16 protein-coding genes and 4 tRNA genes are annotated in these 15,673 nt (G+C 45.8%); 7 read left to right on the top strand and 13 right to left on the bottom strand.

The window, feature by feature from the left end:
• The first annotated feature begins 5 nt into the window (after positions 1 to 5).
• The 4 genes from B5F71_RS01975 (at position 6) to B5F71_RS01960 (ending at position 4,202) form a co-directional block, all read left to right on the top strand.
• Positions 6 to 938 (top strand): glycerophosphodiester phosphodiesterase family protein, encoded by a 933-nt coding sequence (locus B5F71_RS01975; RefSeq protein WP_022041049.1) that lies wholly within the window; start codon positions 6 to 8, stop codon positions 936 to 938.
• A gap of 107 nt (positions 939 to 1,045) precedes the next feature.
• On the top strand, positions 1,046 to 1,678 hold the full coding sequence (locus B5F71_RS01970) for an HAD family phosphatase (protein ID WP_087207404.1): 633 nt from the start codon (positions 1,046 to 1,048) through the stop codon (positions 1,676 to 1,678).
• On the top strand, positions 1,678 to 3,030 hold the full coding sequence (locus tag B5F71_RS01965) for an MFS transporter (RefSeq protein ID WP_087207451.1): 1,353 nt from the start codon (positions 1,678 to 1,680) through the stop codon (positions 3,028 to 3,030). Before B5F71_RS01970 ends, B5F71_RS01965 begins: the two co-directional genes overlap by 1 nt.
• Positions 3,031 to 3,185: 155 nt before the next feature.
• The gene (locus tag B5F71_RS01960; RefSeq protein WP_087207403.1) at positions 3,186 to 4,202 is read left to right on the top strand and encodes a porin; all 1,017 of its coding nucleotides are present in this window, start codon (positions 3,186 to 3,188) and stop codon (positions 4,200 to 4,202) included.
• Between the two features lie 40 nt (positions 4,203 to 4,242).
• Here B5F71_RS01960 and glf read toward each other — a convergent pair whose 3' ends face one another.
• The 7 genes from glf to B5F71_RS01925 form a co-directional block, all read right to left on the bottom strand.
• The gene (glf, locus tag B5F71_RS01955; RefSeq protein ID WP_087207400.1) at positions 4,243 to 5,364 is read right to left on the bottom strand and encodes a UDP-galactopyranose mutase; all 1,122 of its coding nucleotides are present in this window, start codon (positions 5,362 to 5,364) and stop codon (positions 4,243 to 4,245) included.
• Positions 5,365 to 5,540: 176 nt separating this feature from the next.
• Positions 5,541 to 5,613: transfer RNA gene (locus B5F71_RS01950), tRNA-Gly, on the bottom strand.
• A 7-nt stretch (positions 5,614 to 5,620) separates the two neighbouring features.
• Positions 5,621 to 5,703 (bottom strand) — tRNA-Tyr (locus B5F71_RS01945).
• Positions 5,704 to 5,728: 25 nt separating this feature from the next.
• Positions 5,729 to 5,801 (bottom strand) — tRNA-Gly (locus B5F71_RS01940).
• Positions 5,802 to 5,808: 7 nt separating this feature from the next.
• Positions 5,809 to 5,891: transfer RNA gene (locus B5F71_RS01935), tRNA-Tyr, on the bottom strand.
• Between the two features lie 62 nt (positions 5,892 to 5,953).
• Positions 5,954 to 6,448 carry a 6,7-dimethyl-8-ribityllumazine synthase gene (gene ribH / locus B5F71_RS01930; RefSeq protein WP_022040055.1) on the bottom strand — a complete coding sequence of 165 codons (495 nt, stop codon included), beginning with the start codon at positions 6,446 to 6,448 and terminating at the stop codon, positions 5,954 to 5,956.
• 148 nt (positions 6,449 to 6,596) lie between these two features.
• The gene (locus tag B5F71_RS01925; RefSeq protein ID WP_087207398.1) at positions 6,597 to 7,274 is read right to left on the bottom strand and encodes a tetratricopeptide repeat protein; all 678 of its coding nucleotides are present in this window, start codon (positions 7,272 to 7,274) and stop codon (positions 6,597 to 6,599) included.
• Between the two features lie 148 nt (positions 7,275 to 7,422).
• Between B5F71_RS01925 and recF the strand changes: the two genes are divergently transcribed.
• Complete coding sequence (recF, locus tag B5F71_RS01920) at positions 7,423 to 8,541, top strand: DNA replication and repair protein RecF (protein ID WP_087207396.1); 1,119 nt, start codon at positions 7,423 to 7,425, stop codon at positions 8,539 to 8,541.
• A complete protein-coding gene (locus B5F71_RS01915; RefSeq protein ID WP_022040052.1) occupies positions 8,538 to 8,828 on the top strand; it encodes a DUF721 domain-containing protein in 291 nt (96 codons plus the stop codon). Before recF ends, B5F71_RS01915 begins: the two co-directional genes overlap by 4 nt.
• Here B5F71_RS01915 and B5F71_RS01910 read toward each other — a convergent pair.
• From B5F71_RS01910 to B5F71_RS01885, 6 genes are read right to left on the bottom strand one after another with little or no spacing between them, the layout of a single operon-like run.
• Positions 8,809 to 9,375 (bottom strand): 5-formyltetrahydrofolate cyclo-ligase, encoded by a 567-nt coding sequence (locus B5F71_RS01910; RefSeq protein WP_087207449.1) that lies wholly within the window; start codon positions 9,373 to 9,375, stop codon positions 8,809 to 8,811. The genes B5F71_RS01915 and B5F71_RS01910 overlap by 20 nt on opposite strands.
• Before the next feature lie 17 nt (positions 9,376 to 9,392).
• Positions 9,393 to 11,033, bottom strand: a complete 1,641-nt coding sequence (locus B5F71_RS01905) for a S41 family peptidase (RefSeq protein WP_087207394.1) — start codon at positions 11,031 to 11,033, stop codon at positions 9,393 to 9,395.
• Positions 11,023 to 11,466 carry a dCMP deaminase family protein gene (locus B5F71_RS01900; RefSeq protein ID WP_022040050.1) on the bottom strand — a complete coding sequence of 148 codons (444 nt, stop codon included), beginning with the start codon at positions 11,464 to 11,466 and terminating at the stop codon, positions 11,023 to 11,025. Before B5F71_RS01900 ends, B5F71_RS01905 begins: the two co-directional genes overlap by 11 nt.
• 20 nt (positions 11,467 to 11,486) lie before the next feature.
• Positions 11,487 to 11,960 (bottom strand): DUF4847 family protein, encoded by a 474-nt coding sequence (locus B5F71_RS01895; protein ID WP_022040049.1) that lies wholly within the window; start codon positions 11,958 to 11,960, stop codon positions 11,487 to 11,489.
• Positions 11,961 to 11,967: 7 nt separating this feature from the next.
• Positions 11,968 to 14,016: a M3 family metallopeptidase gene (locus B5F71_RS01890; RefSeq protein ID WP_162609930.1), complete on the bottom strand. Its 2,049-nt coding sequence runs from the start codon at positions 14,014 to 14,016 to the stop codon at positions 11,968 to 11,970.
• Positions 14,013 to 14,711 carry a Crp/Fnr family transcriptional regulator gene (locus tag B5F71_RS01885; protein WP_022040047.1) on the bottom strand — a complete coding sequence of 233 codons (699 nt, stop codon included), beginning with the start codon at positions 14,709 to 14,711 and terminating at the stop codon, positions 14,013 to 14,015. Before B5F71_RS01885 ends, B5F71_RS01890 begins: the two co-directional genes overlap by 4 nt.
• Positions 14,712 to 15,060: 349 nt before the next feature.
• Here B5F71_RS01885 and B5F71_RS01880 point away from each other — a divergent pair, with 349 nt between their 5' ends.
• The gene (locus B5F71_RS01880; protein ID WP_087207392.1) at positions 15,061 to 15,660 is read left to right on the top strand and encodes a MarC family protein; all 600 of its coding nucleotides are present in this window, start codon (positions 15,061 to 15,063) and stop codon (positions 15,658 to 15,660) included.
• Positions 15,661 to 15,673: the final 13 nt, after the last annotated feature.

Raw genomic sequence — 15,673 nt, 5'->3', positions numbered from 1 at the left:
TCAATATGAGGTATTTTATATATATGGTATGTGTCTGCTTGTTGACATTGTCATCTTGCGGACCGAAAGAGAAGAATAATTCAATTGCTGAGAAACCAGTCATTGAAAAGAAGAGTGTATCTGTTACTGAAAATTTAGCGTCCGAAGGAATCTTAGTGGTTTCACATCGTGGTGATTGGCGCAACACTCCTGAGAACTCGTTACAGGCTATTCAGAATTGCATAGACATGGGAGTGGATATGGTGGAAATAGATTTGAAAAAGACAAAAGACGGATATTTGGTTTTGATGCACGACAAGACCATTGACCGTACGACAACAGGCAAAGGAAAACCTGAAGACTATACGCTTGCAGAGTTGAGGGAATTCTTCTTGAAAGGAGGGCACGGTCAGAAGACCCGTCACAAAATCCCTACCTTCGAAGAAGTGATGATGCTTTGTAAAGGTAAGATAATGGTGAACGTAGACAAGGGATACGATTACTTTAAGGATGCATACGTCGTATTGGAAAAAACAGCTACGGTAGACCAGTGTGTGATAAAGTCGAACCATCCGTATGAAAAGGTGAAGGCCGAAAATGGGGAAGTCTTGGACAAGATGGTCTTTATGCCGGTGGTAAACTTGCATAAGGAGGGGGCGGAAGCCCTTATCGATGGTTACCTGGAGCATATGAAACCCAAAGCTTTTGAGTTGGTTTTCAATAATGATTCGCCCGAAGTATTGCGTCTCATCAAGAAGGTAAAAGACAGTGGGGCTAAGATATTCATCAATTCTTTGTGGCCTGAACTCTGTGGAGGACACGATGATGACCGTGCGGTGGAATTGGGCGAACCGGAGGAAAGCTGGGGATGGATTATCAATCAGGGAGCCAAGCTTATTCAGACAGACCGTCCGGCTCTTCTCTTGGACTATCTGAGGGATAAGGGGTTGCATCAATAAAGGTTGAATGGAGCTTTTATAATTGTCTGCATGGTTCCGTAAGGCCATGCAGACAATATAAGCCATTCTCAGAAACTGTTTCTCAGTCTCCAAACACTGTGTTAGGTATGATTAAGAATTTAATATTCGATTGGGGCAATGTATTGATAGATGTATCTGTGGAACGCTTTGCCAAGTCCTGCAAAGCGTTCGGGATACAGTTCGCTGATGATGAAGTCGGCAGTGCCCATAAAGCCGGTTTTTTCTTGGAATATGAGAAAGGAAACCTGTCTGATTGTGAATTTAGAAACGAAATACGTGCAAGGGCTTCCGTGATTCTTTCGGATGAGGAAGTCGATTCGGTTTGGAATGGAATGTTGGGCAGGATTCCTGTAGAGAAATTGCAACTCCTGTATATGCTGAAGGATACATACAATTTATATCTTTTGAGCAATACCAATTCTATACATTGGAACACGTTTTCCAAGAAAAGTTTCGATTATAGAGGATTAAATGCCGATGATTTTTTTAAGGGAATCTACCTTTCCTATAAGTTGCATACGGCAAAGCCTGATTCGGTTATATTCCATAAAGCCGTTGAGGATGCCGGAATAGATGTGAGGGAGACCTTATTCATTGATGACTCTTTTGCCAATTGCATGACAGCTCGGTCTTTAGGGATGAGCGTCTTGCATTATAAGCCGGGTGATAATTTGGAGAGTTGTATATTAAAAGAATTAGAACAAAAAGAAGTGATATGATTTTAAAATCAATAATTGAGTTTTATAAAGTATCCAAGCCGAAACCTTGTGGAGACGGATGGACACCTGAATCGGAACGGAGGCTGAAGCACCTGCAGTGGTCCACTTTCCTTTCTGCCACGTTAGGGTACGGCATGTATTACGTCTGCCGCCTGAGTCTGAATGTGGTGAAGAAACCCATTGTGGAAGAAGGTATCTTCTCGGAAACCGAACTGGGCATCATCGGATCGGTGCTGTTCTTCACCTATGCAATAGGGAAGTTTACCAACGGATTTTTGGCGGACAGAAGCAATATCAGGCGTTTTATGTCGACAGGTCTGTTGGTGACAGCACTTGTGAATCTGTGTTTGGGCTTTATCCATTCGTTCATCCTGTTTGCTGTGCTTTGGGGAATCAGCGGATGGTTTCAGTCGATGGGAGCTGCTTCGTGCGTGGTGGGTTTGTCGCGTTGGTTTGATGACAAAAAACGTGGTTCGTTCTACGGATTCTGGTCGGCAAGCCACAACATTGGCGAGGCGTTGACCTTTATCATCGTGGCTTCCATTGTGAGTGCGTTTGGTTGGCGTTACGGATTCTGGGGAGCTGGACTGGTGGGCTTGCTGGGAGCTTTAATTGTATGGAACTTTTTCCATGACACGCCACAAAGCAAGGGACTGCCTCCCGTCAGCCAGCCGAAAGAGAAGAAAGAACTGACCGAGGCAGAGGCGGCGGACTACAACAGGGCACAGAAACAGGTCCTGCTGATGCCTGCCATTTGGATATTGGCATTGGCAAGCGCCTTTATGTATATTAGCCGTTATGCCGTAAACAGTTGGGGCGTGTTCTATTTGGAGGCGCAAAAGGGTTACGACACGCTCGATGCCAGCTTCATTATCTCCATCGGCTCGGTGTGCGGCATTGTGGGCACGGTCTTGTCGGGCTTCGTGTCCGACCGCCTGTTCCGGGGCAAGCGCAATGCGCCTGCATTGATATTCGGTTTGTTGAATACCTGTGCCTTGTGTCTGTTCCTGCTGGTTCCCGGTGTGCATTATTGGCTGGACGTGACGGCGATGATATTGTTCGGTCTCAGCATCGGCGTGCTGCTTTGTTTTCTGGGCGGGCTGATGGCGGTCGACATTGCGCCTCGCAACGCATCGGGAGCGGCACTTGGCGTGGTAGGCATAGCCAGCTACGTGGGTGCCGGCATTCAGGACGTGATGAGCGGCATTCTGATAGAGGGCAACAAGGCGGTTGCCGACGGCGTGGAAGTCTATGATTTTACGGCTATCAACTGGTTCTGGATAGGTGCGGCATTGTTGTCAACACTCTGTACTTTGCTGGTTTGGAATGTAAAGCCTGGAGGGGATAAATGACTAACTATCCACATTTAGCCCAATTGGCTGTAGGGGGTATCGCATGCCCGAATGTGTCAACTGATTCATGCGGTCGTTTTCAGGGCGTATGCGATACGCCCCTACAGCCAAATCCGGTCTAAAGGACGTTCATATATATTTTATAAAGTTGGTTTATGAAGAAAGCTATATTTGCATTGCTTGTTGCGTTTAATGCAATAGGGACTGCTGCGCAAGAGGTGAGTTGGAAAGACTACTTGCCGGAAGTACACGGAACGTTGAGAGGTAAGTACGAGTACCAGACCGCTACCGGAGAACAGCGTTTTCAGGTACGTACCGCAAGGGTGAGCGTTACGGGGAATGTAACTCCCATCGTGAGCTATAAAGCCGAAATAGACCTTTGCGATGAAGGAGAAATCAAGATGCTGGATGCTTACGCACGGGTTGCCCCGTTGAAAGGGTTTTATGTTACTGTCGGGCAGATGCGTGTGCCGTTTACGATTGACGCGCACCGCTCGCCTCACTTGCAGTATTTCGCTAACCGTTCGTTTATCGCCAAGCAGATGGGCAGCCTGCGTGATGCTGGCGCTACGTTAAAGTATGTGCGTAAAGAAGGGTTCCCCTTTTCGCTGGAAGCAGGTTTGTTCAGCGGTTCGGGGCTGACGGAGCAAAAAGGCTGGCACAAGGCGCTTTCGTATTCGGCGAAATTGGAATTAACCCCTTTCAAGGGGTATAACCTGACATTGAGCACACAGCGCATCCGTCCTACGGACCGGAATATTTATATGTATGACATAGGTACCTATTATAATTGGAATAACTGGCATTTCGAGGTGGAAGCCATGTATAAGGAGTATGCCAATTCCTCGTTTAAGGGTGTATGGGCGGTAGATGCTTTTGTAAATTACGATTGGTTTATCCGGAAAAAGAAAAGTCTGTTCAAAAAGGTCTCTCTCCTTGCCCGCTTCGATTACATGGGCGATAATAGCGACGGAACATTAGACGGGCAAGGCGAGTTCCTGGTTACCGATTATGAACGCAAGCGTATCACCGGAGGTCTGACGTTCAGTTTCGGGAAACCGTTTCAGGCAGACCTCCGCTTAAATTACGAAAAGTATTTTTATGCCGGCCGTTCGCTTGCCTTGGAGTCGGAACAGGATAAGCTGGTGGTGGAAATGATGGTGCGTTTCTGATTCGAGGTATTCTGTACCGTGTATAGAAACGACTGGCTCTTTATAAAAGCAGGGCTTTTTCTACGATGTGGTGCATGTCGTAATATTTATATTCTGCCAGCCGTCCGCCGAAGATAACGTTGGTTTCCTTGTCTGCCAGTTCTTTGTATTTCAAGTAGAGTGCATTGTTCTTCTCGTCATTCACCGGATAATAAGGTTCGCTTCCCTCGGTCCATTCCGAACTGTATTCGCGTGACACGACGGTCTTAGGACATTGGTACACTTCCGCACCGAACATTTCGAAATGCTTGTGCTCGATGACGCGTGTGTAGGGCACTTCCCGTTCGGTGTAGTTCACCACCGCATTGCCCTGGTAATTCGGCGTGTTCAACGTTTCCGTCTCAAACCGCACCGTGCGGTATTCCAGTTTGCCGAATCTATATCCGTAATACTCATCGATGGCACCGGTAAATACAATCTTGTCTGCCAGTGCTTCCAGTTCTTGCCTGTGGGCGAAGAAATCGCAGTCCAGGCGGGTGTCAGTTCCTTTCAGCAGCCGTTCTATCAGCACGTTGTATCCGCCGATGGGGATGCCTTGGTATTTGTCGTTGAAATAGTTGTTGTCGAAAACCATGCGCACCGGTAGGCGTTTGATGATGAATGCTGGCAGGTCGGTGCATTTCCGTCCCCATTGTTTTTCGGTATAGCCTTTGATAAGTGTTTCGTAAATGTCTTTTCCTATCAGCAGTTGTGCCTGTTCTTCCAGGTTGCGCGGTTCGCTTATGCCTTGTTCTTTCATCCGTGCTACCGCCTCTGCCCGTTGTTCTTCCAGTTTTTCCTGAGCTTCGGCAGGTGTGGTCACTCCCCACATCTGGTAAAACGTGTTCATGTTGAAAGGCAGGTTATAAAGTTTACCTTTATAGTTTGCCACGGGCGAATTGGTATAACGGTTGAACTCTACGATGGAGTTGACAAAATCCCAGACCCGCTTGTTCGAGGTGTGAAAGATATGTGCTCCATATTTGTGTACATTGATTCCTTCAGTGTTTTCACAATATAAGTTTCCTCCCAAATGCGGTCGGCGGTCGATGACCAGGCATTTCTTTCCTTCTTGTGTAGCTTTGTAGGCAAATACGGAGCCGAATAATCCGGCGCCTACTATCAAGTAATCGTAACGTTGCATGAATGTAAATGTCTTTTATGGTTTTGCAGGCAAACTTACGAAAAATCTGTGGAATATCCGCCGGATTTCGTCAGATTAACGAAAATGTGGATGATGCGGGATTGGATAAAATGAACGGATATTCAATAAAAAAATCAGAGACTACCTCGTGAAAATCCGAGATAGTCTCTTTGGAGAGCGGAAGACGGGACTCAAACCCGCGACCCTCAGCTTGGAAGGCTAATGCTCTATCGACTGAGCTACTTCCGCAAATCAGTGGGCAAGGATGGATTCGAACCACCGAAGGCGTAAGCCAGCAGATTTACAGTCTGCCCCATTTGGCCACTCTGGTACTTGCCCGTTTATAAAAGCACTCTTTTCATAGAGCGGAAGACGGGACTCAAACCCGCGACCCTCAGCTTGGAAGGCTAATGCTCTATCGACTGAGCTACTTCCGCAAATCAGTGGGCAAAGATGGATTCGAACCACCGAAGGCGTAAGCCAGCAGATTTACAGTCTGCCCCATTTGGCCACTCTGGTATTTGCCCTTTTTTGAGAGGGAATATTTGGCTTATTCCCTCGTTTTCTCAAATGCGTTGCAAAGGTAATGCTATTTTTTTAATTTGCAAGCAAAATCAATCATTTTTATTGCATCGATGGCACATTCATCGCCTTTATTGCCTAATTTTCCACCTGCGCGGTCTTCTGCCTGTTGCATGGTATCGGTTGTAAGCAGGCCGAAGAGTACCGGGATGTCATGGGTTGCATTCAAACAGGTAATACCTTGGGTGGCTCCCATGCATACATAATCGAAATGAGGCGTATCGCCGCGCACTACGCATCCTAGGGCGATAACTGCATCTACTTTGCCGCTTTTGATGAACTGGGAGCATCCGTATGTCAATTCGAAGCTGCCCGGTACGGTTGCGGTCAGGATGTTTTCATCTTTTGCGCCATGTTTTTTTAAAGTAGTTACGGCTCCTTGCAGCAGGGCACCGGTAATGTTAGAGTTCCATTCGGATACAACGATTCCGAAACGCATGTTTGAAGCATCGGGTACGGCATTGGTGTCGTAATCGGAGAGATTGTGGTAAGCTGTTGACATGGCTTTTGAGTTTTTGGGTAGATGGTGAGAATTGGTTTAATGAATATCCGCAAACATGGATTGTTTGCGGATATTCAATTTAGTTTATATAGTTTGCGTTGGCCTCATGCTGGTAGGAAGATTCCGCTATGGAATGCTTTTCCCACCTTTATTTAATAGAAGCGCGTTCGATATACTTGTCGATATTCATGGCTTGGTAGGAGTTGCCATATTGGGTCTTGATTTCCTTGTAAGCATCTACAGCTTCGGCGTTTTTGCCTTGTTTTTCCAGAATCTGACCTGCCTGTAGCAGATAGATGGGGCTTAAGGTTGTGCTGTTTGCTTTGTGGGCAGCTTTCAGTAGGGTGGCTGCAGCCTTGTCCAGTTGTCCCATCTGTGCATAGCAGTTACCCAAAGTACCGATGATTGCCGGGGCTACCATATAGTCGTCTGCACTGAATTTGTCGAGATAAGTAGTGGCTTCTTCGTATTTGGCTAATTGTGCGTAGCAAAGTCCGGCATAAACATTAGCCAGATTTCCTGCATCTGTTCCGCTGTACTCGTCTGCTATTTTCAGAAAGCCTGCATATCCCAGGCTGTCCCCTTTCAAGGCGGACTCGAAATCGTTGTTTCCGAAATATTGTTCGCCTTTAAACAGTGCTTCGGATGCTTTTACCTCGTTGGGCTCGCCGATAAAGTGGGTATAAGCCTGAAATCCGCATACGATTACTACGATAGCTACTACGATACCTATCAACAGGTTCTTGTACTTAAACAGGAATGCTTCGGAAGTGCTTAATGCTTCATCCACATTCAATGGGTCATGAGTTTGATTTTGTTTTGACATCTTTCTTATTGTTTTTTATTATTTTCCTGACAATGCAATTTCGGTCAGCAAAAGTAATTTATTTATAGTTATAAATGAAATTTGCGGGCATGTTTTTTTATCAATCGTCCTTTTATTCGTATTTTTGTGACTTAAAAGTGGATGAATTATGTGGTTAAAACGCATTTCTATATTAAATTACAAGAATCTGGAACAGGTAGAACTGGGATTTTCCCGAAAGTTGAATTGCATAATCGGTAAGAATGGCATGGGTAAAACGAACCTGATGGATGCGGTGTATTATCTTTCGTTCTGCAAAAGTGCTACCAACCCTATTGATTCGCAGAATATTTTTCATGACCGTGACTTTTTTGTGATACAAGGATTTTACGAGAATGGTCTGGGCGAACCGGAAGAGGTGTATTGTGGGTTGAAACGCAGGCAGAAGAAGCAGTTCAAACGTAATAAGAAGGAATATTCCCGCCTGTCGGACCATATAGGGTTGATTCCTCTGGTTATGGTGTCGCCTGCCGATTCGTGGTTGATAGCAGGAGGGAGCGAGGAAAGGCGCCGGTTTATGGATGTGGTTATTTCGCAGTTCGACCGTGAATACCTGGATGCCCTGATCAGGTATAACAAGGCTTTGCAGCAGCGTAATGCCTTATTGAAATCGGAAATGGAACCGGAAGATGAACTGATGACCTTGTGGGAAGAAGGAATGGCTGCGATGGGAGAAATCGTTTACCGGAAGCGGAAAAGCTTTGTCGATGAATTTGTACCGGTATTCCAGTCGCATTATGCCTATATTTCGCAGGAACGGGAACAGGTAAGTTTGACCTACGAATCGCATGCGGGAGAGGGAGACTTGTTGCAGCTGCTGAAAGAGAGCCGGCAGCGCGACCGTCTTTTGGGGTATTCTACCAAAGGTATGCATAAGGATGATTTGGTTATGAAACTGGGTGATTTTCCCATCAAGCGTGAAGGTTCGCAAGGGCAGAATAAAACCTATCTTATCGCATTGAAACTGGCGCAGTTCGATTTCTTGAAACGGATAGGAAACCATACTGTTCCCATTGTATTGTTGGATGATATATTTGATAAATTGGATGCATCGCGTGTGGAACAGATTGTCAAACTGGTGGCAGGAGACAATTTCGGTCAGATATTTATAACCGATACCAATCGTGAGCATCTGGATAAGATTCTGCGTGAGGTGGGAGAGGATTATAAACTGTTTGAGGTCGTAGACGGATGTGTGTCGGAACGGAAAGGAGAAGATGACGTATGAAACGGAACAATACAGAGCAGGTAGGGGATGTTATCCGGCGTTTGCTCAGGCAGGAAGGTCTGGAGACTCCACTTAATGAATACCGGTTGATAGAGGCATGGAAAGACGTGGTGGGTCCCGTCATTGCGCGTTATACGATGAATCTGTATATCAAGAACCAGGTCTTGTATGTGCATTTGTCGTCGTCGGTCTTGCGGCAGGAGTTGTCAATGAGCCGGACGTTGCTGATACGTAACTTGAATGCTCAAGTCGGTTCGCAGGTAATAGTCAACATTGTCTTCCGGTAGAGGCAACGTTCCCGTTTTCGGTCCATACTTCGTCCATAGGTATGTCGGAGTCTTCTGTCGGAAGTCCTGGCTCGGTCAGTTGGAACTGGAAGCATATACCTATTTTATATACATTCAGTTTGTTGAGCAGACGGTCATAATATCCTTTGCCTCGTCCTAAACGGTTGCCTCTCCGGTCGAAAGATACGCCTGGAATGATGGCAAGGTCGATGGAGGCAGGTGAAGGAAATGCTGTTCCGAGGGGTTCTTGGATGTGGAAGCTACCTGTCTGCAACTGGTCTGCACCTTTATATGTGCGCAATTCAAGTTCGTTGCCCTTTACTACAGGCAGCACAATTACCTTTTGGGAATACCATTTTTCTATGAATGCATGTGTCTGTACTTCATCGGGAAGAGAGTGATAAAGCAAGACGGTTTTAGCCAGTTGGAAGCGCGGATGTGCTTCCAACTGGCTAAACAACCTGGAAGAAAGATTGTGTAATTCTTCTGTCGTATGCTGTTTTTTTTCTTGTGCTATACGGGTTCTGATATCTTTCTTTGACTGCATGTGCTTGATGTGTTGGGTCAATTGGTTGCTTCTTCCGGTGCTTTAGGGAAAGATTCTCCTTTTTCCAATACTTCCAGAGCTTGCAAGACGGTTTTGTCGGTCTTGTTGCTGTATTCAATGTATGCTTCGATGCCCAGAACATTGTATATGATGTTTCCGTACAGGTTTTCGTCGAACAGTTTTTTGGATTTGTACATCAATATATTCCGGCGTTTCAATCCTTTCTTTTCAGCATACGATGCGAATTTTTCCAGCAGGTTCTGGGTTTTCAGGTAGTCGACCATGCTGTCGGGAGTCGTATACTTCTGGAGCGTGCTTCGGTTCTTGTCTGTATAATCCAATGTATATCTGATAATCAGTCCCCGTGCAGCGGCCATGCGGAAGTAAGTCGTAATGCCTGTGGTGTCTTGCGGAACGAAGATATCTGGCATAATGCCTCCGCCTCCATAAACAGTCCGTCCCAGCCGGGTATGATAGATTTCCTGGGTATTCTGCTTGATGCTGTCTGCCGAGAAAAATTCGCCATGTTCGTAACGGGTAATCAAGTCCATTTCGTATTCTGAATCGTTTCCTTTTACGTATGGCTTTTGGATACAGCGTCCCGAAGGAGTGTAATAGCGGGCAATGGTCAGGCGGATAGCCGAACCGTCGCTGAACTCGATAGGTTGCTGTACAAGCCCTTTGCCAAACGAGCGGCGTCCGATGATGGTACCCCGGTCATTGTCTTGAATGGCTCCGGCAAATATTTCGCTTGCCGATGCCGAGCCTTCGTCCATCAGCACGACAAGCGGAATGCTTTGGCTGCTTCCAGTACCGTTGGATGTGTAGTTTTCGCGTGGGGATTTACGTCCTTCTGTATATACTATCAGGCTGTTTCCTGGCAAGAACTCATTAATCATTTGGATAGCTGATGCCATATATCCTCCGGTGTTTCCACGCAGGTCGATAATCAGTCCTTTGTAGTTGGCACGGTTCAGTTTGGCAAGTGCAACCAGCAGTTCCGGATAAGTGGTTTCTCCGAACTTGTTTACTTTGATATAGCCAAACTGGTCATTGACCATATAGGCGGCATCGATACTTTTTACCGGAATATCGCCACGGACAACTGTAAAGTGTAGTATTTCTTCTTCACCAGGGCGGTAGACACCCAGTTTGACGGTGCTTCCTTTTTCGCCTTTCAAGCGTCGCATGGCTTCGGTATTGGTTACTATTTCACCCACGAAAGCCGAGTCGTCTACTTCAATGATACGGTCGCCTGCCAGCATACCTACTTTTTCCGAAGGTCCACCGGGGATTACATTGTTCACGTGGATGGTATCGTCTTGGATGGTGAACTGTATGCCTACACCGCTGAAGCTGCCTTTCAGGTCTGAATTGACAGTTTCTAAATCTTTGGCCGGGATGTATGCCGAGTGCGGGTCCAATTCGCCGAGTATTTGAGGCATGGCTTCTTCTACCAGGTCGTACATATTTACAGTGTCTACGTACTGGTCATCTATGATACGCAACAGAGCGTTCAGCTTGTTGGATGAAGTGTTGATGATGCCCAGTTTGTTGCCTGAAAAATGGTTGGCATAAAATGTTCCGATTAAGATTCCTATCACTACACAAAAGGCAAGCAGGAAAGGCATCAGCCGGTTTTTGTTGTTATTTGTCATACGCTTCTTCGTTTAAATAAATCACTTCTATATTTGCGCGTTTCAAGAGTTCGATACCATCTTCCAACCGGTATTTTTCGGCATACACTACCCGTTTGATGCCGGCTTGGATAATCAGCTTGGCACATTCGATGCAAGGGGATGCGGTGACATAAAGTGTTGCTCCTTCGCTGCTGTTGTTCGAACGGGCTATTTTGGTGATGGCATTAGCTTCGGCATGCAATACGTACGGTTTGGTCAGTCCGTGTTCGTCTTCGCATACGTTTTCAAATCCGGCAGGTGTCCCGTTGTAGCCATCCGAGATTATCATCTTGTTTTTGACAATCAGTGCCCCTACTTTTCTTCGGTTGCAGTAAGAGTTTTCTGCCCAGATAGTAGCCATGCGCATGTATCGCCTGTCTAATGTTTCTTGTTTGGTGTCGCTTGGTTCCATATATATAATAAGGTGTTATTTTAGTTTCTGAATCCGACGGGGTAAAATTGTATATAGTGGTTCTTGTCTGCATTAAATAGTTTAATGAGTTGTGAATCTCCCCGATAAAAATGTGCGTTGCTGATTTCATCATAGAACGTCTTGTCTCGTCCGCTAGGGGTATGGTTGGGAGTCAGCCTCACCGAAAAACTCCGGTCATTTCCGTCTGCACTCCATGTGCCGGTAAACGTAAACGATTCGCCTTGTCCTGTTACGCTCCCGTCTTCAGCAAATTGGATGATGAACTTGTCCGGGTCTTTGTTGATTTGCTCCAAGTCATCTTTCGAGGTTGTCAAGGTGTAGTTATTGTCATCTTGCCAGTTTGTCGTGTCATACGAACCGCTCCAATGCCATGTCTGTCCGCTGGCAAATATTTCAAACACATCATCTTCCTGGTTGCATCCGCAAAGCAGCGTTGCCATGCACAGCCAGATGTATAATCCGTATTTTCTCATTGTTTTTTCATTTTATGATTCCATTCCGTTTCAGTAAAGCATCGATGGCAGGCTCTTGCCCTCGGAAGCGCTTGTATAGTACCATCGGATGCTCAGTTCCTCCTTTCGACAAGATATTGTCGCGGAACGATTGTGCCACTTCGGTATTGAAAATGCCTTTTTCCTTGAATACAGAAAAAGCATCAGCGTCCAGCACTTCTGCCCATTTATAACTATAATATCCGGCGGCATAGCCTCCCGACATAATGTGCCCGAACTGTACGCTCATGCACGTGCCGGCTATTTGCGGCAAGATTTGTGCGCGTTTCCACGCTTCTTTTTCGTATGCACGGACATCTCCGTCGAATGCGGTATGACGTGTATACCATGCCATATCCAGCAATCCGAAGCTGACTTGACGCAGGCAGGCGTAGGCAACGTTGAAATTGGCTGCGTCTATAATTCGCTTAACCAGTTCTTCGGGCAGTGGTTCATGAGTCTGGTAATGACGTGCAAAGGTATTAAGAAATTCTTTTTCAATGGCAAAATTTTCCATGATTTGCGAGGGAAGTTCTACAAAATCCCAATAAACATTTGTTCCGCTCATGCTTTTGAACCGTGTATTGGCGAATATGCCGTGCAATGCGTGTCCGAATTCATGCAGGAATGTGGTTACTTCCGAGAATGTCAGCAGTGCCGGTTTGTCGGGGGTCGGCTTTGTGAAATTCATCGTGACGGAGACATGTGGACGGCTGTTGGTACCATTGTCGTCTATCCATTGTTCCTTGTAGCTGGTCATCCATGCTCCTGATTTTTTCCCAGCACGTGGATGGAAATCGGTGTAAAGTACGGCCAGAAAACTTCCGTCTTTATCGTATACTTCATATGCTTTGACGTCCGGATGATATACGGGGATGTCTTTGTTTTCTTTAAAAGTTATGCCATACAGGCGTGTAGCCAATCCGAATACACCGCTTTTCACCTGGCTCAGTTCGAAGTAAGGCCGGAGGGCTTCTTCGTCAAGGTCGAATTTTTCCTTGCGCAGTTTTTCTGAGTAATACGAGAAATCCCAGGGCATCAGTTCGAAGTGTTCTCCTTCGAGGGCATGTGCCAAGGCTGTAACTTCTTCTATTTCTTTATGGGCTGTAGGGGTATAGGCTTCCAGCAGTTGGTCGAGCAGGCGATAAACGTGCTGGCTGTCTTCTGCCATGCGTTTCCTGAGTACATAGTCGGCAAAGTCGGCGAATCCTAGCAGCTGGGCTATCTGCATGCGCAGGTTTACCAACCGTTTGACGATATCAAGGTTGTTTTGCTCATTATCGTGTGTACATTGGGTATTGTAGGCAAGATATAGCTGACGGCGTAATTGGCGGTTGTCGCAATATTTCATAAACGGCACATAGCTGGGTGCTTGCAGCGTAAATATCCATCCGTTTTTCCCTCTTTCTTTTGCTGTATGTGCAGCTGCTTCGACGGCACTTTCGGGAAGCCCTTTCAGGTCTTCTTCTTGGGTCAGTTGCAATTCGTAATTGTTGGTTTCTTTCAAGTGGTTTTGTGAAAAACGAAGAGTAAGGGTACTCAGCTCTGTACTGAGTTTGCGGAAAGTCTCTTTGTCCGTATCCGAGAGGTTGGCACCGTTGCGCACAAATCCATCATACGTTTTTTCCAGTAACCGGTATTCTTCGTGTGTAAGGTTGATCCGGTCACGTTTTTCATACACATGTTTGATACGTTGGAAAAGCCTTGCGTTCAGATTGATGTCGTTGCTGTGTTCCGACAATTCGGGCATCAGTTTTTCAGCAATGGCTTCCAGGTCATCACTTGTTTCGGCACTCATCAGGTTGAATAGCACCGTGGTGACTCGGTCAAGCAGTTCGCCAGACTGTTCCAATGCTTTTACCGTATTATCGAAGGTAGGTTCTTGTGGATTATCGGTGATGGCTCTGATTTCTTCGTTTTCACGGCGCATGCCTTCGCGGATGGCAGGCTCATAGTCGGCGAGCGTGATTCGGTCGAATGGCACGGTAGCGTGCGGTGTATGGTAGGGGGTGAAAAATGGATTTTCCATAAATGTCATTTTGTTTGTTTATTGGTTTGGTTGTAGGCTATAAGTGCATTCATGTCGGGGATTTCTATTTCTCTCCGGCTGAGTGATACCAGGCCTTCTTGTTTTAGTTCATTTAATATTTTCGATACGTTGATGCGTGTGTCATCTATCAGGTCGGCAAGGTCCTCCATCCGGATATGCAGCCTTTTGAAGCCGTTGGTGGTGGTGCATCGCAGCAACAGGAAATTGATGATTTTGCTTTGTGTGTCGCCGATGTGGGCGTTCCACAGGCGGCGGTAAATGGTTTGTGCCCGGTTGCTAAGCAGATTCATGAAATTCAGCTGGAAGATGGCATATTTGTTCAGTTCTGTCAGAATGTATGATTTGTCGATACTGATGATGTTTGCGGGCGTCAGGGTGTGATATGACGCATTGTATTGCGGATACATTCCGAACAATGAATAAGGTTCTATTACATACGGTGCTTCCAATGTTTCGTAGAGTGTATAATTATGGGTTTGGTCTGCTGATTCTGACTGTATTTTGCCTTGCAAGACAAAAAACAGGCCCTCGCAAGCATTGTTTTGGCGCACGATGCAACTACCTGCGGGAAGCTTTTGAAAATGTAGTTTTACTTTTTCCAGTATGGCTGTAAAGTCTTCTTTACATAGCCCTTGGAACAAGGGAAGTAGCAAAAGCTTATTGTACATACTATTCTCTTCCATCTGTCTTTAACTTTATTAAGTTATAATTTAACATACAAAATTAAGCAATATTCTGATACATAACATGGCTTTTACCTTTTTTATTGTTTCTTACCGTCTGGTAATGCTTGCTGGGGCAGAGGACGGTTTCGGTCAACATAGATGATACCGGTTGGTCATATAACTAGTCTGGCTTGTGCAGGTATATCCTTTTGTCTTTGAAGATATATTCGGAGAGCGATGGAAATATGTTTTCCGGCTGGGTGGTTCCGTCTTTTTTTTGTGAAATTTGGAGGGATATTGCTTGATATGCATCTTCATCTCGTTTTTTTATGTTATATTTGTGAACAAAAATTAAACTTATGAGGCTATGGGAGTATTTAGTTTGCAAGAATTGGTAAGTGCGTTTATTGTGCTGTTTGCGGTAATTGATATCATTGGTGCTGTTCCCATTATTCTGGATTTGAAGCAAAAGGGACGTTCTGTCAATGCGATAGAGGCTACTTTGATATCGGCTGGACTGTTGCTGGCTTTCTTTTTTGCCGGTGACATGATTCTGAAGCTTTTTCAGGTGGATATCGCTTCGTTCGCGGTGGCGGGTGCGTTTGTCATTTTTTTGATGTCGCTCGAAATGATACTGGACATCGAGATATTCAAGAATATCGGTCCTATCAAGGAGGCTACGTTGGTGCCGTTGGTTTTCCCGTTGCTTGCCGGGGCTGGGTCGTTTACTACTTTGTTGTCTTTGCGGGCGGAATATGCAACGGTTAACATTTTATTGGCTTTGTTGCTGAACATGGTATGGGTGTTTATTGTTTTAAAGATGACCGACCGTATCGAACGCATGCTGGGGAAAGGGGGAATTTATATTATCCGTAAGTTTTTCGGCATTATTTTGCTTGCCATTTCTGCCCGGTTGTTTACGGCAAACCTTACATTGCTGATAGAACAGTTCCAGCACGGTGGCTGATACAGGGTAAATT

Source organism: Bacteroides sp. An269 (assembly GCF_002159755.1).
Lineage (GTDB): Bacteria > Bacteroidota > Bacteroidia > Bacteroidales > Bacteroidaceae > Phocaeicola > Phocaeicola intestinalis.
Note: the sequence above shows the minus strand (reverse complement) of the source record. Positions and strands in the feature narration are given on the sequence as shown.

Excerpts from the sequence above, each read along its gene's own strand:
- glf (WP_087207400.1), bottom strand. The coding sequence starts at position 5,364 with ATGCAACGTTACGATTACTTGATAGTAGGCGCCGGATTATTCGGCTCC.
- B5F71_RS01975 (WP_022041049.1), top strand. The coding sequence starts at position 6 with ATGAGGTATTTTATATATATGGTATGTGTCTGCTTGTTGACATTGTCA.
- recF (WP_087207396.1), top strand. The coding sequence starts at position 7,423 with ATGTGGTTAAAACGCATTTCTATATTAAATTACAAGAATCTGGAACAG.
- B5F71_RS01890 (WP_162609930.1), bottom strand. The coding sequence starts at position 14,016 with ATGACATTTATGGAAAATCCATTTTTCACCCCCTACCATACACCGCAC.
- B5F71_RS01925 (WP_087207398.1), bottom strand. The coding sequence starts at position 7,274 with ATGTCAAAACAAAATCAAACTCATGACCCATTGAATGTGGATGAAGCA.
- B5F71_RS01910 (WP_087207449.1), bottom strand. The coding sequence starts at position 9,375 with ATGCAGTCAAAGAAAGATATCAGAACCCGTATAGCACAAGAAAAAAAA.
- ribH (WP_022040055.1), bottom strand. The coding sequence starts at position 6,448 with ATGTCAACAGCTTACCACAATCTCTCCGATTACGACACCAATGCCGTA.
- B5F71_RS01915 (WP_022040052.1), top strand. The coding sequence starts at position 8,538 with ATGAAACGGAACAATACAGAGCAGGTAGGGGATGTTATCCGGCGTTTG.
- B5F71_RS01900 (WP_022040050.1), bottom strand. The coding sequence starts at position 11,466 with ATGGAACCAAGCGACACCAAACAAGAAACATTAGACAGGCGATACATG.
- B5F71_RS01960 (WP_087207403.1), top strand. The coding sequence starts at position 3,186 with ATGAAGAAAGCTATATTTGCATTGCTTGTTGCGTTTAATGCAATAGGG.
- B5F71_RS01905 (WP_087207394.1), bottom strand. The coding sequence starts at position 11,033 with ATGACAAATAACAACAAAAACCGGCTGATGCCTTTCCTGCTTGCCTTT.
- B5F71_RS01880 (WP_087207392.1), top strand. The coding sequence starts at position 15,061 with ATGGGAGTATTTAGTTTGCAAGAATTGGTAAGTGCGTTTATTGTGCTG.
- B5F71_RS01895 (WP_022040049.1), bottom strand. The coding sequence starts at position 11,960 with ATGAGAAAATACGGATTATACATCTGGCTGTGCATGGCAACGCTGCTT.
- B5F71_RS01885 (WP_022040047.1), bottom strand. The coding sequence starts at position 14,711 with ATGGAAGAGAATAGTATGTACAATAAGCTTTTGCTACTTCCCTTGTTC.
- B5F71_RS01970 (WP_087207404.1), top strand. The coding sequence starts at position 1,046 with ATGATTAAGAATTTAATATTCGATTGGGGCAATGTATTGATAGATGTA.